Source organism: Nocardioides conyzicola, from assembly GCF_039543825.1.
Classification (GTDB): Bacteria; Actinomycetota; Actinomycetes; order Propionibacteriales; family Nocardioidaceae; genus Nocardioides; species Nocardioides conyzicola.
On record NZ_BAABKM010000002.1, the window covers coordinates 854,236 to 873,064 of the forward strand.

Annotated in this window: 18 protein-coding genes and 1 tRNA gene; 6 read left to right on the forward strand and 13 right to left on the reverse strand. The window is 72.7% G+C overall.

Going from position 1 to position 18,829, the window contains the following annotated elements:
• Positions 1 to 61 precede the first annotated feature (61 nt).
• A complete protein-coding gene (locus ABEA34_RS07205) occupies positions 62 to 1,348 on the forward strand; it encodes an alpha/beta hydrolase domain-containing protein (protein ID WP_345520566.1) in 1,287 nt (428 codons plus the stop codon).
• Between the two features lie 85 nt (positions 1,349 to 1,433).
• On the opposite strand, the gene ABEA34_RS07210 is transcribed toward ABEA34_RS07205, so the two are convergent.
• The 3 genes from ABEA34_RS07210 to rsmI are packed head-to-tail and all read right to left on the reverse strand — an operon-like array spanning position 1,434 to position 3,957.
• Positions 1,434 to 2,255 carry a TatD family hydrolase gene (locus tag ABEA34_RS07210; protein WP_345520567.1) on the reverse strand — a complete coding sequence of 274 codons (822 nt, stop codon included), beginning with the start codon at positions 2,253 to 2,255 and terminating at the stop codon, positions 1,434 to 1,436.
• Entirely contained in the window at positions 2,252 to 3,103 is an 852-nt protein-coding gene (locus ABEA34_RS07215) for an alpha/beta fold hydrolase (protein ID WP_345520568.1), read from the reverse strand. The genes ABEA34_RS07210 and ABEA34_RS07215 overlap by 4 nt, the downstream gene beginning before the upstream one ends.
• Complete coding sequence (rsmI, locus tag ABEA34_RS07220) at positions 3,100 to 3,957, reverse strand: 16S rRNA (cytidine(1402)-2'-O)-methyltransferase (protein ID WP_345522765.1); 858 nt, start codon at positions 3,955 to 3,957, stop codon at positions 3,100 to 3,102. The genes ABEA34_RS07215 and rsmI overlap by 4 nt, the downstream gene beginning before the upstream one ends.
• A gap of 15 nt (positions 3,958 to 3,972) precedes the next feature.
• Between rsmI and ABEA34_RS07225 the strand changes: the two genes are divergently transcribed.
• Positions 3,973 to 5,685 (forward strand): dolichyl-phosphate-mannose--protein mannosyltransferase, encoded by a 1,713-nt coding sequence (locus ABEA34_RS07225; protein WP_345520569.1) that lies wholly within the window; start codon positions 3,973 to 3,975, stop codon positions 5,683 to 5,685.
• Here the strand turns inward: ABEA34_RS07225 and ABEA34_RS07230 are convergent.
• A complete protein-coding gene (locus tag ABEA34_RS07230; protein ID WP_345520570.1) occupies positions 5,682 to 6,626 on the reverse strand; it encodes an SDR family NAD(P)-dependent oxidoreductase in 945 nt (314 codons plus the stop codon). The genes ABEA34_RS07225 and ABEA34_RS07230 overlap by 4 nt on opposite strands.
• 39 nt (positions 6,627 to 6,665) lie before the next feature.
• Here ABEA34_RS07230 and ABEA34_RS07235 point away from each other — a divergent pair, with 39 nt between their 5' ends.
• A complete protein-coding gene (locus ABEA34_RS07235) occupies positions 6,666 to 7,073 on the forward strand; it encodes a pyridoxamine 5'-phosphate oxidase family protein (RefSeq protein WP_345520571.1) in 408 nt (135 codons plus the stop codon).
• Positions 7,074 to 7,083: 10 nt separating this feature from the next.
• Positions 7,084 to 7,344 carry a DUF3263 domain-containing protein gene (locus tag ABEA34_RS07240; protein ID WP_345520572.1) on the forward strand — a complete coding sequence of 87 codons (261 nt, stop codon included), beginning with the start codon at positions 7,084 to 7,086 and terminating at the stop codon, positions 7,342 to 7,344.
• 9 nt (positions 7,345 to 7,353) lie between these two features.
• On the opposite strand, the gene ABEA34_RS07245 is transcribed toward ABEA34_RS07240, so the two are convergent.
• The 6 genes from ABEA34_RS07245 to ABEA34_RS07270 form a co-directional block, all read right to left on the reverse strand.
• On the reverse strand, positions 7,354 to 8,793 hold the full coding sequence (locus ABEA34_RS07245; RefSeq protein WP_345520573.1) for a PepSY-associated TM helix domain-containing protein: 1,440 nt from the start codon (positions 8,791 to 8,793) through the stop codon (positions 7,354 to 7,356).
• Positions 8,794 to 8,871: 78 nt separating this feature from the next.
• The gene (locus tag ABEA34_RS07250; RefSeq protein WP_345520574.1) at positions 8,872 to 9,567 is read right to left on the reverse strand and encodes a hypothetical protein; all 696 of its coding nucleotides are present in this window, start codon (positions 9,565 to 9,567) and stop codon (positions 8,872 to 8,874) included.
• A gap of 34 nt (positions 9,568 to 9,601) precedes the next feature.
• Positions 9,602 to 11,350, reverse strand: coding sequence for a hypothetical protein (locus tag ABEA34_RS07255; RefSeq protein WP_345520575.1), 1,749 nt, complete (start codon positions 11,348 to 11,350; stop codon positions 9,602 to 9,604).
• Positions 11,347 to 12,411, reverse strand: a complete 1,065-nt coding sequence (locus ABEA34_RS07260; RefSeq protein ID WP_345520576.1) for a WxL protein peptidoglycan domain-containing protein — start codon at positions 12,409 to 12,411, stop codon at positions 11,347 to 11,349. The genes ABEA34_RS07255 and ABEA34_RS07260 overlap by 4 nt, the downstream gene beginning before the upstream one ends.
• Before the next feature lie 86 nt (positions 12,412 to 12,497).
• On the reverse strand, positions 12,498 to 14,336 hold the full coding sequence (locus ABEA34_RS07265; RefSeq protein ID WP_345520577.1) for a purple acid phosphatase family protein: 1,839 nt from the start codon (positions 14,334 to 14,336) through the stop codon (positions 12,498 to 12,500).
• A 197-nt stretch (positions 14,337 to 14,533) separates the two neighbouring features.
• Positions 14,534 to 15,748 carry a HupE/UreJ family protein gene (locus ABEA34_RS07270; protein ID WP_345520578.1) on the reverse strand — a complete coding sequence of 405 codons (1,215 nt, stop codon included), beginning with the start codon at positions 15,746 to 15,748 and terminating at the stop codon, positions 14,534 to 14,536.
• A gap of 142 nt (positions 15,749 to 15,890) precedes the next feature.
• On the opposite strand from ABEA34_RS07270, the gene ABEA34_RS07275 reads away from it, so the two are divergent.
• Positions 15,891 to 16,565, forward strand: coding sequence for a type 1 periplasmic-binding domain-containing protein (locus ABEA34_RS07275; RefSeq protein ID WP_345520579.1), 675 nt, complete (start codon positions 15,891 to 15,893; stop codon positions 16,563 to 16,565).
• 20 nt (positions 16,566 to 16,585) lie between these two features.
• Positions 16,586 to 17,323, forward strand: coding sequence for an alpha/beta fold hydrolase (locus ABEA34_RS07280; RefSeq protein ID WP_345520580.1), 738 nt, complete (start codon positions 16,586 to 16,588; stop codon positions 17,321 to 17,323).
• Between the two features lie 47 nt (positions 17,324 to 17,370).
• Here the strand turns inward: ABEA34_RS07280 and ABEA34_RS07285 are convergent.
• From ABEA34_RS07285 to sepX, 3 genes are all read right to left on the reverse strand, one after another.
• Positions 17,371 to 17,446 (reverse strand) — tRNA-Ala (locus tag ABEA34_RS07285).
• A gap of 60 nt (positions 17,447 to 17,506) precedes the next feature.
• The gene (locus tag ABEA34_RS07290) at positions 17,507 to 17,980 is read right to left on the reverse strand and encodes an SRPBCC family protein (protein WP_425576882.1); all 474 of its coding nucleotides are present in this window, start codon (positions 17,978 to 17,980) and stop codon (positions 17,507 to 17,509) included.
• Positions 17,977 to 18,810: a divisome protein SepX/GlpR gene (gene sepX / locus ABEA34_RS07295; protein WP_345520582.1), complete on the reverse strand. Its 834-nt coding sequence runs from the start codon at positions 18,808 to 18,810 to the stop codon at positions 17,977 to 17,979. Before sepX ends, ABEA34_RS07290 begins: the two co-directional genes overlap by 4 nt.
• Positions 18,811 to 18,829: the final 19 nt, after the last annotated feature.

The window sequence follows — 18,829 nt, forward strand, 5'->3', positions numbered from 1 at the left end:
CAAACCGAACTTGTCATCTTTCGGGCCTCCGTGACAGGGATCTCGTGAGTAAAGTCGCCGCGTGCCCGCTCCCCGAACAGCCGCCTTCACCCCTCTGACCAGCGGAAACGGCGTCTCGCTGATGGCCGCGACGCCCGGTCCAGACCTCGATGCCGCCAGCTGGGTCGAGACCGAGCTCTCCGCCGCCGGGACGGCGGTCTCGTACGCCGAGGAGCCGCACCCGGACGCGGCGTACCGGACCCGCGTGGTGGTGCGCCGACCGGCCTCGCCAGCCTCGTCCAGCGGCACCCTGGTGGTCGAGTGGCTCAACGTCAGCAGCGGCTCGGACGCGGGTCCGGACTGGACCTACCTCGCCGACGAGCTGGTCCGGCAGGGCCACGCCTGGGCGGGGGTGTCCGCGCAGTTCATCGGGGTCGAGGGCGGGTCGGCCGCGGTCGACGCCGGGGCCGGGCCGTCCGGGCTGAAGACGGTCGACCCGGAGAGGTACGGCGCGCTGCTGCATCCCGGCGACGCCTACTCCTACGACATCTACACGCAGGTCGCGCGTGGGCTCGCCGAGTCGCTCGGGGCCACGTGCGTGCTGGCGATCGGTGAGTCGCAGTCGGCGTTCGCGCTGACGACGTACGTCAACGTGGTGCATGCGCAGACCGCTCTCTTCGACGGCTTCCTGATCCACAGCCGCCCCGGCTCGGCGATGCCGCTCGGCACGCCGGGTGCCGGCATCGACCTCGCCGTGCGGATCGGCGCCCGGCCGACTCCGGTCCGCGACGACACGGACGTGCCGGTGATCATCGTGCAGACCGAGGGCGACCTCTTCGGACGGATCGCCTACCTGCCGGCCCGCCAGCCGGACGCGACGCTGCTGCGGCTGTGGGAGGTGGCGGGCGCCGCGCACGCGGACCGGTTCCAGATCGGCGAGTTCGAGACGTTCCTGGGCTGCCCGGACCCGGTCAACCGTGGGCAGCAGGCGTACGTCGTGCGCGCGGCCCTGCGGTGGCTGGAGTCGTGGGCGCGGGGCGGCGCGCCCGCTCCGTCCGCGCCGCGGCTGTCGGTGGAGGGGGACGGCTTCGTGCTCGACCCCGTCGGCAACGTGGTCGGTGGGGTCCGGACACCCGTGGTCGACGCGCCCGCCGACGTCCTGTCCGGCTATGCCGCGCCCGGCGCCTCACCGATCTGCGCGCTCTTCGGTCGGACCCTCCCCCTGCCGCACCCGATCTGGTCGTCGCACGACGACTACCTCACGGCGTACGCCGCCGCCACGGACGCCGCGATCTCGGCCGGCTTCGTGCTGGCCGAGGACCGTGACGCCGTACTCGCCGAGGCCCGGCCGGACCCGCTCCCGGCCTAGCTCCTCAGGCACTTCCTCAGCTTCTGGGGCCTTGCAGTGCCCGAGAAGCTCAGGGATACCCGGTTAACCGGGTATCCCTGACCACCTACCAACCCCCACCGAACGCCACCTCGGTGTTGGCGTCGAGGGCGGCGCAGAGGTCACCCAGGTCATCCCCGCGGACGGAAGCCATGGCGCGGACGGTGAGCGGCACGAGGTACGACGCGTTGAGCTCGCCGCGGTGCGGCGTCGGGGTGAGGTACGGCGCGTCCGTCTCCACCAGGACCCGGTCGAGCGGGGCGATCGCAAGCGCCTCGCGCAGCCCGGACGCGTTCTTGAAGGTCACCGTGCCGGCGAAGGAGAGGTACGCCCCGCGCGAGAGGCACGCGCGAGCGAAGTCGGCGTCGCCCGAGAAGCAGTGCATCACCCAGCGCTCCGGGACGCCCTCGCTGTCCAGCACCCGCAGCACGTCGTCATGGGCGTCGCGGTCGTGGATCACCAGCGTCTTGTCGAGCCGCTTGGCGAGGTCGATGTGCCGGCGGAACGACTCCTCCTGCACGGCCCGCCCCTCCTCGCCGGTCCGGAAGTGGTCGAGCCCGGTCTCGCCGACCGCACGCACCCGGTCGTGCGCGCCCGCGAGCGCCTCGATCTCGGCCATCGCGTCGTCGAGCGACGCCAGCCGCGGCGCCTCGTTGGGGTGCAGCGCGACGCCGGCCACGAGAGCGTCGTACGTCGCGGCCGCCTCGACCGCCCACCTCGCGCCCGGCAGGTCGCAGCCGATCTGGACGATCCGGGGCACGCCGACGGCCGCGGCCGCGGCGAGCGCCTCGACCACGGGCACGGCGGGCTCGTCGCCGCGCGCGATGTCGAGGTGGCAGTGGTTGTCGACGACCGGGTGCGGCAGCGGCTCGGGGGCCGGAGGCCTCATGCTCCGACCTCGGAGGCCAGCACCCGCTCGATGATGGCGGCGGCGCAGTCGTCCGGCGCCTGGGTCGGGATCCAGTGGCTGACCCCGCTCAGCTCGAGGAACTGGTACGGCGCGTCCACCCACTCCCGGGTCGCCTCCGCGCCGCCGCGGGTGATCGCGATGTCGCGGTCGCTCCAGAGGAAGGTGGTCGGGACGGTGGTCTTGTAGTCGGTCGAGCCCGGCTTGAGCAGCGGGAGGGCGCGGTACCACCCCAGCGCGTGCGGCAGCGCGCCGTACTCGACGATCTCGCGGCGGAAGCGCTCGACCTCGTCGGCCGTCATCCCGGCCTTGCGCATGCTCCGGTCGAAGCGGCCACCGACCGAGCGCGCGCTGAGCTCCGGGACCAGCGGGACGTTGAAGAAGAGCATGTAGCGGGACCGGCGGCGCTGGCTCTTGGTCTTCATGGCACGCGCGAAGGCCGCCGGGTGGGGCACCGACACCGCGGTCCAGCTGCGGACCAGGTCGGGGCGACGCAGGGTGACGGCCCAGCCGACCGCCGCGCCCCAGTCGTGGCCGGCGAGGTGCACCGGCTCGCCGACCTGCTCGATCAGCGCGACCACGTCACCGACCAGCTTCGACATCCGGTAGTCCCGGCGGCGCCGCGGCCGGGCGCCGGGCGAGTAGCCGCGCTGGTCCAGCGCGAGCGTCCGCAGCCCGGCCTCGTGCAGCAGCGGCGCGACCAGGCGCCAGGTCGAGCTCCGCTCGGGGAAGCCGTGCAGCAGCACCACCGGCTTGCCGTCGCGGGGCCCCTCGTCGAGGACGTCGAACGTCAGGCCGTCGTGGTGCAGGACGCGGATCCGGTCGGTCATGCCTTCCTCTCTCCCCCGTGCACGAGGTTGTAGACCTCGCGCTTCGGTACGCCGGCGCGGCGGGCGACCTCGACGATCGCGTCCTTGCGGGGCTCGCCGTCCGCCTCGAGCTCCGCGACGGCCGCCAGCAGGCTGGCGGGGTCGGAGCCGACCTCGGCGTACGGCGCGGCTCCGGCGACCACCATCGTGACCTCGCCCCGCACCCCCTCGGCCGCCCAGGTCACCAGGTCCGCGAGCGGCCCACGGCGTACCTCCTCGTGGGTCTTGGTCAGCTCCCGGCACACGGCGGCCGCGCGGTCGCCGCCCCACGCCTCTGCCATCGCGGCCAGCGCCGCCTCCGTGCGGTGCGGTGCCTCGAAGAAGACCATCGTGCGCTGCTCGCGGAGCAGGTCGGCGAGCCGCCGCGAGCGCTCCCCCGCCTTGCGGGGCAGGAAGCCCTCGAAGCAGAACCGGTCGACCGGCAGCCCGCTCACGGCGAGGGCGGTCAGCACGGCCGAGGGGCCGGGCACGGCGGTGACGACGACGTCGTGCTCGACCGCGGCCACGACCAGCCGGTAGCCGGGGTCGGAGACGCTGGGCATCCCGGCGTCGGTCACCAGCAGCACGCGCTCGCCGGCGAGGAGCGCCTCCAGCAGCACCGGCGTCCGCGCCGACTCGTTGCCCTCGAAGTACGACACGACCCGGCCGGTGACCGTGACCCCCAGGTCATGGGTGAGGCGACGCAGCCGCCGGGTGTCCTCGGCGGCGACCACGTCGGCGGTGGCGAGCTCCTCGGACAGCCGGGGCGGGGCGTCGGCGACCCGCCCGATCGGCGTCGCTGCGAGGACGAGCACGCCGGGGTCAGGAGTCACGATCTAGAGTCTTCCACCGTGACGACCGCCGCGCCGCCTGAGCCTCCGCAGGAGCGTGTCGGCCTCTCGACCAACGCGGCGGGCAGGGCCGTGCCGTCGGCGTGGGAGCGGGCCCGGAGCCGGATGCGTGCCGAGGACCCGTTCGTCGGCTGGGCGGGCAGCATCTCGGTCGCGCTGCTGGCCCTCTTCCTGCGGTTGTGGCACCTCGGCCAGCCCCGGGTCTTCGAGTTCGACGAGACGTACTACGCCAAGGACGGCTGGTCGCTGCTGCACTACGGCTACGCGCGCGACTACGTCACGAAGGCCAACGAGCACATCCTCGCCGGGCAGACGACGGGGCAGTGGAAAGACACCCCCGAGATGGCGGTCCACCCGGACGTCGGCAAGTGGCTGATCGCCCTGGGCGAGAAGGCCTTCGGGATGGACCCGTTCGGCTGGCGGGTGTCGGCCGCCGTCGTCGGCGCGCTGATGGTGCTGGTGATGTGCCGGCTCGCGCGCCGCCTGACCGGCTCCACGCTGCTCGGCTGCATCGCCGGCCTCCTGCTGTGCTTCGACGGGCTGCACTTCGTGCTCTCCCGGCTCGCCCTGCTCGACATCTTCGTCGCGTTCTTCATCCTCTGCGGCGTGCACTGCATCGTGGCCGACCGCGACTGGCACCGCGCCCGGATGGCCCGCCTCGTCCCGGAGCAGCTCGACGGCCGGGCGTGGGGACCCGTCCGCGGCCTGCTCTTCCGCCCCTGGCTGGTCGCGGCCGGGGTCGCCTGGGGACTGGCGTGCGGCACGAAGTGGGAGGCGGTCTACCCGATGGCGGCCTTCGGGCTGCTCGCCTGGGTCTGGTCGGCCGGCGCCCGGCGCTCGTTCGGGGTCCGCTGGTCGGTGCCGAAGTCGGTGCTCGCCGACGGGATCCCGGCCTTCGTGCAGATCGTCCTGGTCGGCCTCGTCGTGTACGTCGCGAGCTGGACCGGCTGGCTGGTCAACGCCCACCAGTACGAGGAGAACCTCTCCTCGACCCAGTACACGCGCTTCGTCGCCGAGGGCAAGACCTGCGACGACCCGGCCAAGCTGAACGACGACCGCTGGCCGACCGCCGGGGAGCCCGACGCCCACGGGCTCGGCGAGGTGACCCAGTCGCTGCGGTCGCTCTGGTACTACCACCACGACGTCTACGAGTTCCACACGCACTTCCTCAACTGCAGCAGCCACACCTACGCCTCGAAGCCGTCCGGGTGGCTGCTGCTCAACCGTCCGGTCGGGGTCGCCGCCGACACCGATATCCAGCCGGGCACGCAGGGCTGCGACGCGCCGGCCGGCAGCACCTGCCTGCGCCAGGTGCTGCTGCTCGGCTCTCCCACGATCTGGTGGGCAGGGTGCCTCGCCCTGCTCCTCGCCCTGGTGACGTGGATCGGCGCCCGGGACTGGCGGTACGGCGTCGTCGTCGTCGGCGCCGCGTCGACCTGGCTGCCCTGGCTGCAGTACGACGACCGGCCGATCTTCTCGTTCTACGCGGTCATCACGCTGCCGTTCATGGTCCTCGCGATCACGATGGCCATCGGGCGGATCCTCGGGCGGTCGACCGCACCCAGCCCCCGGCGTACGGCCGGCGTGGTCGTCGTCGGCGCCTACCTGGTGCTGGTGCTGCTCAACTTCGCCTGGTTCTGGCCGATCTGGACCAACCAGCTGCTCACGCACAGCGAGTGGCTGGACCGGATCTGGTTCTCCAGGTGGATCTAGAGACCTAGCTGCTCCGACACCCAGGCCCACATGCGGTCCCGCTCCACGTCGCCGGTCCTCGTGCGCCGGAGCAGCTGGGTCGGCCGCGGCTGCCGGTCGTGCCACAGCCGGCCACCCTCGGGCGGCGGCTCGGTGGCGGAGATCCAGACGGTCGTCTCGGCGCCGCCCGCGGCGTCGCGCAGGAGCGGGCCGGTGATCTTGCGGAAGGTCGGCAGCGACTCGGCGACCCCGGGGGTGTCCGCCCACCCGGGATGGGTCGCGTGCACGTCGACACCCAGCGGCTGCCAGCGCCGCTGCAGGATCGGCAGCAGCTCGATCTGCGCCCGCTTGCTGCGCGCGTAGGCCGTCGTCCCGGAGTACTCGCCGGTGAGGAACTCGGGGTCGTCGTCGCGCAGCCGCTGCGTGTACATGCCGCCGGACGTCACCAGCACCACCCGTCCGTCCCGCAGCCGCTCCCCCATCAGCTCGGTCATCAGCACCGGCGAGAGCACGTGCAGCGCCATCGTCATCTCGTGGCCCTGGGGCGACTCCGTGCGGGTCGGCGGCATCGCGCCGGCGTTGTGGACCAGCACGTCGACGTGGTCGGTCGACGAGGTCGCGAACCGGCGTACGTCGTCCAGGTCCGCGAGGTCGCAGCGCTGCACGTCGAGCCGGGCGAGCGGCAGCCGGCCCTGGACCTCGCGCACGACCCGGGCGCCCTTGTCGGTGTCGCGGACGACCAGCACGACCTCCGCACCCAGGGCGGCCAGGCCCTCGACGGTCGCGGCGCCGAGCCCGCTGCTGGCCCCGGTCACCAGGGCGCGACGCCCGACCAGCGCGTCCGGCTCCGGATCGTCCGGCCAGGTCGCCAGGTGCCGGCGTACGGCGGGGCCGATCCTGGTGTAGCCGGGGGCGACCGTGCGGTCCAGGAGGGTGTCGACGAGTCGCGCGAAGCTGGGCATGCCTCGAAGGTATCCGCCCACCCGTGCCAGCATGTGCGCGTGACGTCGTGGCAGCCTGGCTGGGAGGCCTTCCCCCCAGCGCTCCTGGAGTTCTGGACCGAGCGGCATCTGTGCACGCTGACGACCCTGCGAGCGGACGGGCGCCCGCACGTCGTCCCCGTCGGGCTGGCGCTCGACCACGAGGAGCGGTGCGCGTGGGTGATCACCAACGGCGCCTCCCGCAAGGCGCACCAGGCCGCCGCCGACCCCCGGGTCGCGGTCTGCCAGGTCGACGGGGGTCGCTGGTCGACGCTCGAGGGCCGCGCGGAGGTCCGGAGCGACGAGGCCTCCGTGCAGCGGGCGGTCGAGCGGTACGCCGCGCGCTACCGGACCCCGAAGCCGAACCCGCTCCGGGTGGCCCTGCGGATCGAGGTGGACCGGTTCCTCGTCTCCAGCGGCCTCGTGTGAGGATTTCTCCATGCACGGAGAAGGTGACCAGCTGACCGACCTCGACCGCGAGATCCTCGCGTTCGAGGAGGACTGGATCTCCCACGCCGGTGCCAAGGACGAGGCCGTCCGCGAGCGGTTCGACCTGTCGCCGACCGGCTACCACCAGCTGCTCAACCGGCTGATCGACCTGCCGGCGGCCGAGCAGCACGCCCCGCGGCTGGTCCGCCGCCTGCGCCGGAGGCGGACCGCGCGCCACGAGGAACGCAGCGCGCGGCGCGCCTCCCACTGACCAGGGCGCTCAGGTCACGGCGAACCACCGGCCGAGCGCCGGCACGCGTCGCAGCACCAGCTGGTCGAGGACGAGCACGACCAGCAGCGACAGGCCGAAGAACGGCAGGAAGACCCCGAGTGCGACCAGGCCGACCGCGAGCAGCGGGGTGCCCTTCACGGGCATCCGCCCGCGCGGCGCACCGAGCGTCGCCGCGCCTCTCGGCCGGCGGCGCCACCACATCAGCGGCCCGCTCAGGCACATGAAGATGATCCCCGCGCACATCAGCGCCGAGCCCCAGAACGACCACAGTCCCAGGCTCCTGCCCTCGTGCAGGCCGATGCCCTGCGCGACGACCTTGGCCAGCACCGGGTAGTCGTCGAAGCCGTACGTCGAGAGCACCTCGCCGCCGTACCGGTCCACGTGCACGGTCTTCTCGTCCGACGGTGCGTCGAACGCGTAGCCGATCACGGAGAACACCCCGCCGGCGTCGTCGGCCGCGGGGAGGGCGACGGTCATCGGGTGCCGCAGCCCCGCGCGGTCGGCGACCTCCAGGGCGGTGTCGACGTTGGCGACGCTGCGCTCCTCGCCGTCGGCCGGTGGTGTGGACGAAGGGACCTCCGAGTCCTGCTGCGCCCACGGGATGTCCTTCGCGTGGCTGTGCGGCAGAGACTCGTCGAGGGTCGAGGACGGGTTGCTGGCCGCGCCGGGGTCGACGCTCCACAGCGACGTGCCCCGCTCGGTCGCGAGGGTCTGCACCTTCGCGCCCCAGAAGTCGGTCCACGGCAGCCCGCTGACCAGCAACGTCAGCAGCCCGACGCCCGCCACGGCCCCCACCAGGCCGTGCCGCCAGCGCAGCCGTGCGCCGCGCCGGTCCGCCTGGCGCGCGCGCCGCCGGGCGCGGAAGCCGCGCACGAAGAGGTAGTAGCCCGTCAGCGCCATCACGACGGCCCAGCACGCGCCGAGCTCCAGGACGTACCCGCCCCATCTGCTCCCGGTCATCAGGTCGGCGTGCAGCCGGATCGCGGTCCCGGAGAGGGTGGCGTCGGGGTCCAGGGAGCCGAGCACCTCGGGTCCGTACGGGCTCACGTACACGTCACGACCCTCACCCGCGGCCGTCGTGATCGAGACGACGGTCGGGCTGTGGGCGTTCTTGGGCTCGGTCAGCGAGACCGCGGTGGAGCCGGGGTACGCCGACTCCACGACGGCGAGCTGCTGGAGGTAGGGCTGCGCCACGGCCCCGGCCGGCGGGTCGACCTTCATCAGGTCCGGGTGCAGCAGCGGCTCGAGCTGGAAGCGGAAGAGGTAGATCAGGCCGGTCACCGCGAGCAGGAGCAGCACGGGGACGACCAGGAAGCTGGCGAAGAAGTGCCACCGCCACACGGCTCGGAACCAGCCGCCGGAGGTCGTTGGCCGGGTGGGTCGGGGTGGGTCTGCGGGGTCGCGTCGGGACGCGAGCACGTCGGTCATGGTTCTCCTCGAAGTGGTGGGCGCGCGGGAACGCGCAAGTACGCCACGGCCCTGTGCGGGCGCGGCGTGGTCTGCTGGTCAGGCAGGGAGGAGAGGTGGCCCGCGTCGTGAGTCGGGGCGGACCAGCCAGACCGAGCGCGGCCCGGTGAGGGTGCGCTCGGCCGTGACCGAGGTGAGTCGAGGAGCGGTGACGACGGGCCGCAAGGCCCAGGCCGCGGCGAGGATCCGCCGGCCGGTGAGGGCGACCAGCGTCCAGAGGCAGCGTTCGCCGTACCCGAGCCAGAGGCCGACGAGCGCGGCGACGACGAGGTGCGCGGCCATCATCGGTGCGTGCGCGGACAGGTCGCCGATCAGGTGGCCGATCGGCAGCGTGGGAGCCAGCCCGCCGGGCTGGTCGCTCGCGCCGGTGTAGGCGTCCTGGAGCGAGCCGACCCGTCGGCCGTCGAGGACCGGCAGGGTGCCCAGGGCGCTCGACCGCGGGGCGGCGGCGCTCGCCGTCGACCGGTCGCCCGCGTGGCCGGCGGTGACCGAGAGCACCAGGTGGAGCAGGGTCTGGCCGCCGACCAGCATCGCCACGATCCGCACCGAGGAGGCCGGCCGGCTGAGCATCGGCGCGCTGAGCAGCACGGACATCGCGAGGAGCACGGCGAGGAAGAACGGTCCGGGGAGAAGACCGTCGGCGCTCACGTGACCGATGACGCCCAGGACGAAAGAAAGGGAGCCCACCACGAGTGCGCGCGCCCACAGCACGGCGGGGTCGACCCGGGCTTCCACGGCGCTCAGTCTTCCATGCGTCCGACGCAGCCGATCAGGTCACCTTCCCGGTGGGCCGGCTCGTCCTGGTGACGGTGGCGTAGCCGGTGAGCCGGCCGGTCACCTGGACGGTGATCCGCTTGTGGTCGAGCTTCCTGGTCAGCCGGAGCCGCGAGGAGGTCGCTCCGCTGATCCGCTTGCCGTTGGCGAACCAGCGGTAGGTCAGCCTGACCCCGGGCGTCCAGCGGCCCGGCTTGGCGGTCAGGATCCGGCCGACCTTGGCCTTGCCCTGGATCTTGGGCGTCGCCGCCGTCAGCGTGCCCGCGGCGACCTTGGCGCTCGCGGCCGAGACGACCGAGGCCGGCCGGTAGCCGGTCAGCGACCCGGTGACCGTCACGGTGATCCGCCTGCCGACCTCGCGGGCGGTCAGGACGACCGTGGACGAGCTGGTGCCGAACGAGCGACCGTCCGCCTTCCAGGCGTAGGTGAGAGTGGCCCCGGGCGTCCAGGAGCCCGTGGTGGCGACCGTGAGCGTCCGCCCGACCTTCGGCGTGCCGGCGACCGTCACCTTCGACGGTGCCGTCAGGTCCGGGAGGGGTACGCCGGCGACGGGGCCGACCGCCGCGGACTCGATGCTCCGACCGGTGTAGCCGGCGAGGGAGCCGGCGATCTCGACCGAGATCGACCGGCCGGCCTCGGCGTTCGTGAGCGTGATGGCGCCCGGGGCGGTGCTGAACGCGACGCCGTCGGCCTTCCAGGTGAAGACCACCTGCGTGCCCGGCGTCCACTCGCCCGCGACGACGGCGCTCAGGGTCGAACCCACGGTCGGCGTACCCGTGATGGTGACCGACGTCGGCGCGGCGAGCTCGCCCGGCGTCACGGTGGCCGTCGCGACGGACGGGGCCGACCAGGCGGAGGTGGCGTAGCCGGTCGCGGAGACCCGGTCCTCGACCGTGATCGCGTGGCCGACCTGGCCGGCGGCCAGGGTCACCTGCGGGCCGGTGGCGAACTCCGCGCCGTCGGCGAGCCAGCGGTACTCGTACGCCGCGTCGTCGGGCACGTCGTCGCCCGCGGCCGGGCTGGCGGTCAGCGTGCCGGCCATCGAGGCGGTGCCCGCGATCGACGGCGCGCCCGGCTGGGCGAGCGTGGCCTCGACGACCTGCTCGGTCACGGTCGGGGCCGACCACTCCGAGTCCAGCCGGCCCGGGGCGGTCACGAACGTCTTGAGGGTGAGCGGGCTGCCGACCAGGGCGCGACGGAGCTCGAGGTCCGGACCCGTCGCGAAGGCGCTCGGGCTGTCGCCGGCGAACCACTCGTAGTGGTAGGTCGCGCCGTCGGGCAGGTCGACCTGTGCCCCCGGAGCGGCGTGGAGCGTCTCCCCGAGGACGAGCGCACCGATGACCTTCGGGGCAGCCGGCTTCGCGAGGTGGCCCCAGGCGACGCGGGGGAAGTCGCAGCTCGCCGCGAACGTGCGACCGCCTGCGCCCCGGACCTGGACGGCGAGGTGCACGGGCGCGCCCACGACGTCGGGGCGCGCGGTGAGGGTCGAGCCGTGGACCGGGGCGCCGAAGCCGGTGCCGGACCAGGTGTAGCGGGTCTGGCCCGCACCGGCGCCGACCACGGTCGCGGTGACCGGGGCACCGACCGCCGGAGAGCCGTCGAGGTCGACCGAGCCGGCGCCGTCGTACGAGCACGGCCCGTCGGCAGCGGACGCCGGTGCGGCGAGACCGAGCTGGGTGAGCCCGGAGAGGGCGAGCGTGGCCGTGACGAGACCCGCGGCCCACCGGCTGCGACGGAGCGTCACTTGCCGGCTCCGGCGCTCTCGCGGACCGCCTGCGCGACCGCTTCCTGGACCCGCGCGTCCTCGCGGCGCTTGGCCTCGGCGCGGCGCCGTCGGGTGAGGACGACACCGAGGGCGACCCCCGCGGCGACCACGAGGAGCAGGACCAGCAGCGCCCAGGGGACGGCCCAGGCGTGGGTCGTGGTGTCGACGGGCGCGAGCGGGTTGACCGAGCCGGCGGCGTCGGTCATCAGCGGCGTCAGGGTGACGGTGCCGGTCAGGCGTACGGCGGGCCGCAGCCCGTGGATTGGCACCGAGACCTGCCACTTCTCCCCGGGCAGCAGCTCGGGCGAGTCGGGTACGTCGGCGGCGTCGACGCCGAGCCGGCCGAACGGGCCGGTCACGGAGACTTTCTGCCCAGCGGCGAGGATCGCGTTGCCGGTGTTGTGGATCGTGTAGTCCACGGTGGCGCCAGAGGTCCCGAACGGGTTCTTCGGGCCGTCGAACGAGACGTGCAGGCCCTCGACGCTCAGTCCCGGATCCAGGTCGCCGCCGACGCGCAGCCGGACCTTGAGGGCGAGCCGGCGGTCGACGTTCATGTTGGCGCCGGTCCCCTCCTGCCGCAGCGAGGTGATGATGCCGCCGAGGTAGTCGCCGGGCGTCGCGTTGTCCGGCAGCGTCAGCCGGAACGGCACCTCGACCGACTTCCCGGGCTGGATGCGGACCGTGTCGCGGTCGGCGTGCACCCACGCGCCGATGCTGGCCGACTTCTGGTCCGGGGTGAGCAGGTCGAGCTGGCCGCCGTCGGTCGTGAAGCCGTCCGCCGCGTAGACCGCCAGCTCGATCGGCTTCCTGCCGTGGTTGGCCACCACGAGGCCGTCCCGGACCGAGCCGCCGGGGTTGACCGTGTAGCGGTAGTTCTGCCGGTCCGCCCCGAACGTGTTGGAGGCGGTCCGGACCGCCCAGGCGACGTCGTCGTCGGCGGCGTACGCCGTGCCCGCGCCCACGCCGACGAGTCCGACGGTCGACAGCAGCGTGGCGAGCAGGGCGAGGACGACGGTGCGGGACTGGCGGGTGCGCGGCATGTGGTGTTCCTCGTGAGACGTGCAGCAGGTGAGAGGGGGTGGTGGGGTGGGCGCCCGATCGCCCACCCCACCGGGGTGGTGGTGCGTCAGCTCACCGCGGTGATGGTGAGCGTGGAGCGGTAGTTGCCCTTGTCGATCGACGTCGGGAACTTCAGGTTGAGGTCGGCACCGAGCTCGGCGTCGCCGAGCGAGTGACCGGCCGCGGCCGAGCCCAGGGTCCGCGAGACCGACAGGCCGGTGCCGGCGCTGAACCCGGACTCGACCGGGTCACCGGCCGCGGCGCCCGCACCCTCGCCGAAGACGTGCGGCTGCCAGCCGAGGAACTTGCTGGAGAACGTCTTGGCGCCGTCCTTGAAGTCGGCCACCTGGCCGTTGACCGCCCACGCCGCGCCGGAGGGCCGGGTGTCGGTGACGGTGATCGGGTTGATGTCGCCCGAGGCCAGGAAGAACCCGTGGCCCTCGGCCGCCCGGCCCAGGTCGACCAGGTCGTTGTTGCCGTCGATCGACCAGCCGAACTCTCCCGGGCCGGCCTGCGGGACGTCGACCGAGATGGCCTGGCCCTCGCCGTTGTACGGACGGATCGCGACCTTGTCGATCGTGGAGCCGACGGTGCCGTTGGGCGAGACCTCGCTGCGGATGTCCTCGACGACCAGCTTGTCGTGACGCACCGCGACCTTCACGTAGGACCGCTTGTTCTCCTGGCTCTCCACCGAGTTGGCGTAGTGGCGCTTGCGGCCGGAGCTCGTGTCCGTCGGGTCGGGGCCGAACTCACCGGCGACCGGAGCGGTCAGGGCGTAGTACTTCGACCCCGAGGCGGAGTTGCCGGTCACGTAGACCACGCCGCCCGGACCCTGGAAGACCTCGGCCGCGCCGGCCTGCTCGTCCGGGTTCGCCTTCTGGCCGTTCTTGATCAGGTAGCTGCGCGAGTAGGCGTGGTCGTGACCCTGCAGGACCAGGTCGACGCCCAGGGTGGAGAACGCCGTCGGGAAGTCCTGGCGGCGGACCTTCGCGTCGCCGTCGTTGGCGTGCGAGGCCGGCGAGTAGATCGAGTGGTGGTAGACCAGCACGGTGTACTTCGCTGCGGCGCCGTGCGCGTTGATGACGTCGGTGACGTACTGGATGTGCGCGGCGTCGGAGCCGGCCGCGTAGGCGTTGCTGTTCAGGTCGATGAACAGCACGTCCTTGTAGATGTACCAGTAGTCACCGCCCGAGTTGGTGGCGCCGGTGTAGAAGGCCGCCGACCGGTCGGTGTTCGGCGTCCAGAAGTGCTGCTCGTAGGCCTTGCCGCCCACGTCGTGGTTGCCGATCGTCGCCGCCCACGGGTACTGGCGCAGCTGCGACGGCGCGAGGAACGCGTCCCACTGCGACTCGGTGTTGGCGGTCTCGACCTGGTCGCCGCCCGAGACCAGCAGCTCGCTGTCCGGGTTGGCCGCCAGGGCAACGTTCAGCGTGTCCGCCCAGCCGGCGCCGTCGTTGGCGACGTTGCCGGAGGCGCCGATCTGCGGGTCACCGAAGAAGAGGAAGTCGAAGTCGCCCTCGAAGTCCTGGGTCTTGAAGGAGTACGTCGGCGACCAGGCGCCAGCGGCCCCGGCGCGGTAGGAGTACGCCGTGTCCTCCTGGAGGCCGTCGATCGTGGCGTGGCCGTTGAAGCCGCCGTTGACCGAGTTGGCGGCGACCGTGGCCGAGAAGGTCACCGCGTCGGACGGGAACTCACCGGCGACCAGCGACGCGGTCGGGGCGACCTGCACCACCTGGGCGGTGTTGGTCGAGGCGTACCACGACACGACGCGCTGCGACTCCGAGGAGCCGACGGTGAGGACGACACCAGAGAGGGTCGCCGGGTCGTCGGCGTTGGCCGTGGACATCAGGCCGGTGCCGAGCACCGACGTGAGGCCCAGGACCGCCGCGGTGGCGCCGAAGGCCACGCGACGTCGTACAGACCCGGAGGCCTGCACACATTCGTTCAACTTCATCGAGTTCCGTCCGTTCGGGGTTCGAGAGAGGAGAGGGGTGCTGTCCGCCCGAGTTGGTCAGCGGGCCGAATCTCTCGGTGGCGGATGTACTCGAGATGAACTCGGACGAGCGTGTCGGCGGCACGTTCCGGAAGACGTGGCGGAATTGCTCAGACCCCTAGCAAACGCTGGACGAACCAGACAAGGCCCATCGCTGACACACCGGCTGCGATGGCACCGGTGACCCACAGCCCGACGGTGGGCGCGCGGTGTCGGAGGAGGGCCAGCAGCGGGAACACCAGGATGATGATCGAGAGCTGCACGGACTCGATCCCGATGTTGAAGACGAGCAGCGACCACAGCAGCGTCCACGACCAGGCGGCGTCGATCCCGAGGGCGCCGGCGAAGCCGAGGCCGTGCACCAGGCCGAAGCAGAACACCACGGCCAGCCGGCTCCAGCCGGCCCGGTCCAGGCTGAGGTGGCCCTCGCCGCTGTCGATGTCGAGGGCCCCGGAGCCGTGCCGCCAGAGCCGCCAGAGGTACCAGCCCGCGACGACCGCGATCGACAGCGCGATGATCGGCTCGACGACCTCGGACGGCACGTCGACCAGGCCGAGCGCGGCCAGCACGAAGGTCACCGAGTGGGCGATCGTGAACGTCGTCGCCGCGAGCACGATCTCGCGCAGCCTGCGCGACCCGGCGATCAGGGCGAGCAGGAAGAGGATGTGGTCCAGGCCGAGGAGCAGGTGCTCGGCGCCGAGCTTGAAGAACTCCCAGAACCGCTCGGCGGTGGACTGATGGGTCGAGAACGATGGCTGCTGGGCGTCCAGCGCGGCGCTGCCGGACCGGAGGTCGAGGTCGTAGGTGACGATCGTCTTCGTGCCCTTGACGTAGCCCTCGGAGTCCGGGAAGAGCCGACTGCTGATCTCGTGCTCCTGCGCGGCGCCGGGGCACGTGTAGTCGAGGACCAGGAACGCGTACGGCACGCCGTCGCGCTGCTCGATCGTGGCGCCGCCGTCCTGGCTCGGCGTGCAGTCCGCGCCGCCGGCCGCGACCCCGAAGCGCTCGGTCACGTAGGCGAGGACGGTGTCGGCGTGGTCGTCGAGCGCGGCTGCCTGCGCCTTCGTGTCGCCGGCCTGGAACGCGCCGTCGCCGTCCTGGAAGAGCGGGTCGTCGTCCTCCGCGTCGGCCGCCGAGACGACGAGCAGGTCGTACTCGAGACCGACCTCGGCGCGGACGTGGCCGGACCCGGGCGACGTGACGTCGGCGTACACCACCGAGGAGAAGCCGTGAGCCAGCGCCGGGGCCGCGGTCAGGAAGACGGCGGTGAGGACGAAGACGGCCGCGAGGGCGGCGTGGACAGCGCGGCGTACAGGGTTCGGCACGGCTCCTCTTTCGTGTTGGCGAGCGCAAGTTGTCGGTCCCAGGTGAACGGACGGCAGCCCACCGGCGAACCCGTCACGAAAGGACTCCGACCAACCCCTCTGCGGGCCCAGATCCCAGCCAGACATGGGATAGGAACCTCCTGTGCACCTGCGACATCGCCCTGCCCTCACGCTGGCCGCCACCATCGCGATGCTCGCGCTGGCGGCCGGGTGCGGCTCGTCCGACGACTGGTCCGGACCGCACGCGGAGCCCTCGGCCATCGGCGCTCTCGGTGACGGGTTCACCGCGTCCGCGCTCCCCCCGGCGCCCGAGTCGACGATCACCCCGCGCCCCGGCTCCTGGGACGACGTGCGCCCGTCGGCGGACTACCGCGTCGTGTTGCTCACCGCCGGCGACGACGACGCCACCGGCACGCTCGTCGACGCCGTCCGCGACTGGGCCGACGACGAGGACGTCAGCCTCAAGACCGTCACGGCCACCGACCCGCACCACTACATCGCGAAGATCGACCAGGCCATCAAGATGGGCCCGGACCTGATCATCACGGCCGGCAACGAGCTCGTGGACCCACTGGCGACGGTGACCGCCAACCACCTCGACCAGCCCTTCCTGGTGGTCGGCGCCGAGCTCGCGGAGCCGACCCACAACGTCACCGCCGCCGACTGGACCGGCGCCTCCTTCCGGGGCGAGGGGCTCGGCGCGTCCTCGACGTACGACCCGTCGTCGTTCACGCCCGAGCGGGCGCGGGACGCCGTACGGTCCGGCGTCGCCGCGGTCCTCAGCGGCCTCACCGGGATCGTGATCTGGCTCGACTGACGCCATCTAGAGTGCTCGCCGTGCCCTACGTCGACCTCCTCGGTCACCCGAGCTACCACGAGATCGTCGGCGCCGGCGAGCCGCTGATGCTCCTCCACGGCGGCTACTGCTCGATCGAGCACCTCCGCCCGCTCGGTGACGCCCTGGCCGACACCTACCGCGTGCACGCCCCCGAGCGCGTCGGTCACGGGCGTACGGCGGACCGCGACGGCCCGTTCAGCTACGCCGCCGGTCTCGAGGAGACGGTCGCCTACCTCGACGCCGTCGGGCTGGCCTCGGCGCACGTGGTGGGGTTCAGCGACGGCGCCATCCTCGGGCTGCTGCTCGCGCTGGAGCACCCGGGGAGGGTTCGATCGCTGGTGTCGATCAGCGGCAACGTCGACACCGACGCCTTCGTCTCCGACGAGGAGGCCGCGCACACCATGACGGCGGAGGCGTCCGCCCAGCTCGACCGCGAGTACGCCGACCTCTCCCCCGACGGCCCCGAGCACGGTGAGGTCGTCGTCGCGAAGCTGACCCAGATGTGGCTCACCGAGCCGCGGATCACCCCGGAGGTGCTGGCGACGATCACCGCGCCGACGCTGGTGATGGCCGGCGACCACGACATGGTCCGACCCGACCACACGCTGCTGATCGCGCAGAGCATCCCCGGCGCCCAGCTGGCGATCGTCCCCGGCGCCGGCCACCTGGTCGCCCACGACCGGCCGACTCTGGTCGGGCTGACGGTGCGGGAGTTCCTCGACGCGCACCGCGGCTGACGGACAAAAGCATCCGGCCCGCCGCTGAGCGACGGGCCGGACCACACTGGTGGAGCTGAGGGGATTCGAACCCCTGACCTTCTCATTGCGAACGAGACGCGCTACCAACTGCGCCACAGCCCCAAGTGCGTCGGAAACGTTAGCACCCGGATTCGGGAGCGGCCGAATCGCCCCACGACACGCTCAGGAGAGCAGCAGTCCTTCGAGGCGCTCGAGGGCCTGGCGGGCGTAGCCCTGCCACATCCGGCCGAAGGCGGGCATCAGCAGGGACGTGGCCGAGGACGACGGGTGGACGGACCAGGACCAGGTGATCCGGACGCCGGTGCCGGCCTTCTCGAAGGTCCAGAGGCCGTCGATGGAGGACGCCAGCGGACGCATCGGGCCGTGCACGCCGTCGATCCGGTAGCCGAAGGAAGTCGGCCGGTCCAGGGACACCAGCGTCTCGCGCATGGTGCCCCGGTCGGCGAGCACGATGGTGCGGGTCTGGCCGACGATGCTCCACTCGCCGCCCTGGTCGCGCACCTCACGGATCGCCGGCAGCGCGGCGTACCGGCGCGAGAAGAGCGTGGGCAGCGGCAGCGGCAGCAGGGTGTCGAAGGCGCGGGCCACCCCGACCGGATAGGTCCGGCTCCGGGAGAGGGCCAGCGCTTCGGTCAGGAGCCGACCGCCTGCTGGTCGTCGCCGTCGCGACGCGACTTCCGCGCGGCCTTGTCGGCCTCGTCGGCCTCGCGGGCCAGCTGGGAGTCGGCGTCGGTGCGACCGGAGGTCCACACGCCGGTGGAGTCCAGGTCGATGGTGCGAACGGTACGGCGCGTGGCCGTGGGCTTGGTGACGTACGTCGGCAGCGTGACCGGCACCGGGTCCCACATCGCCGGGTCGACGATCGCCGCGATGCCGGCGGAGGTGTCGACCATCGGGTCGATCTCGTCGTCGAGCTCGGTCTCGGCGACGGCGGGCACGGGAGCCTCGACCGGCTTCTCCTCGACCGGGGCGTCGGCCGGCATCCTCGTGGTCGGCGCGAGCACCTTGCGCTCGCCCTTGACCATCAGGCGGCACGCGACCAGCCAGGCGACGAGCAGCGCCGCCGGGATGGCGACGTACGGCCACGCGATGACCGAGAAGGCGGCGACGGCGACCACGGCGAGGTTGACGACCAGCAGCGCCGCCAGGACGTTGCGGCGGCGCTTGGTCGCGCGCTTCGCGGCGGCGCGGCGGGCAGCGGTCGGTGCGACCGGAGCCGCCTGGACCGTCGGCTCGGGCGTCGGCTGGGCCGCGGGCTCGGCAGCCGCCGGCGCGGTCGCCTGGGCGGGCGTCACCAGACGGGCCGTCTTCTTGTCGACCGGCTCGCGCCGGGCGAGCACCCGCATCGTGTGCGAGAAGCGGTCCACCGTGCGGCTCCGGGCGACCTCGTCGTGGTGCTTGAGCGCCTTGGGCACGAGGTAGACGGCCCACGCCACGGCGAGGGCGACGAAGATCAATGCGCTCATGTCCACGAGAGAGAGGTTA

What these genes read in the sequence shown, in the direction of transcription:
- ABEA34_RS07215 (WP_345520568.1), bottom strand. Translation starts at nt 3,103, where the DNA reads ATGACCGACCGGATCCGCGTCCTGCACCACGACGGCCTGACGTTCGAC.
- ABEA34_RS07240 (WP_345520572.1), top strand. Translation starts at nt 7,084, where the DNA reads ATGCACGGAGAAGGTGACCAGCTGACCGACCTCGACCGCGAGATCCTC.
- ABEA34_RS07260 (WP_345520576.1), bottom strand. Translation starts at nt 12,411, where the DNA reads ATGCCGCGCACCCGCCAGTCCCGCACCGTCGTCCTCGCCCTGCTCGCC.
- ABEA34_RS07230 (WP_345520570.1), bottom strand. Translation starts at nt 6,626, where the DNA reads ATGCCCAGCTTCGCGCGACTCGTCGACACCCTCCTGGACCGCACGGTC.
- sepX (WP_345520582.1), bottom strand. Translation starts at nt 18,810, where the DNA reads ATGAGCGCATTGATCTTCGTCGCCCTCGCCGTGGCGTGGGCCGTCTAC.
- ABEA34_RS07210 (WP_345520567.1), bottom strand. Translation starts at nt 2,255, where the DNA reads ATGAGGCCTCCGGCCCCCGAGCCGCTGCCGCACCCGGTCGTCGACAAC.
- ABEA34_RS07245 (WP_345520573.1), bottom strand. Translation starts at nt 8,793, where the DNA reads ATGACCGACGTGCTCGCGTCCCGACGCGACCCCGCAGACCCACCCCGA.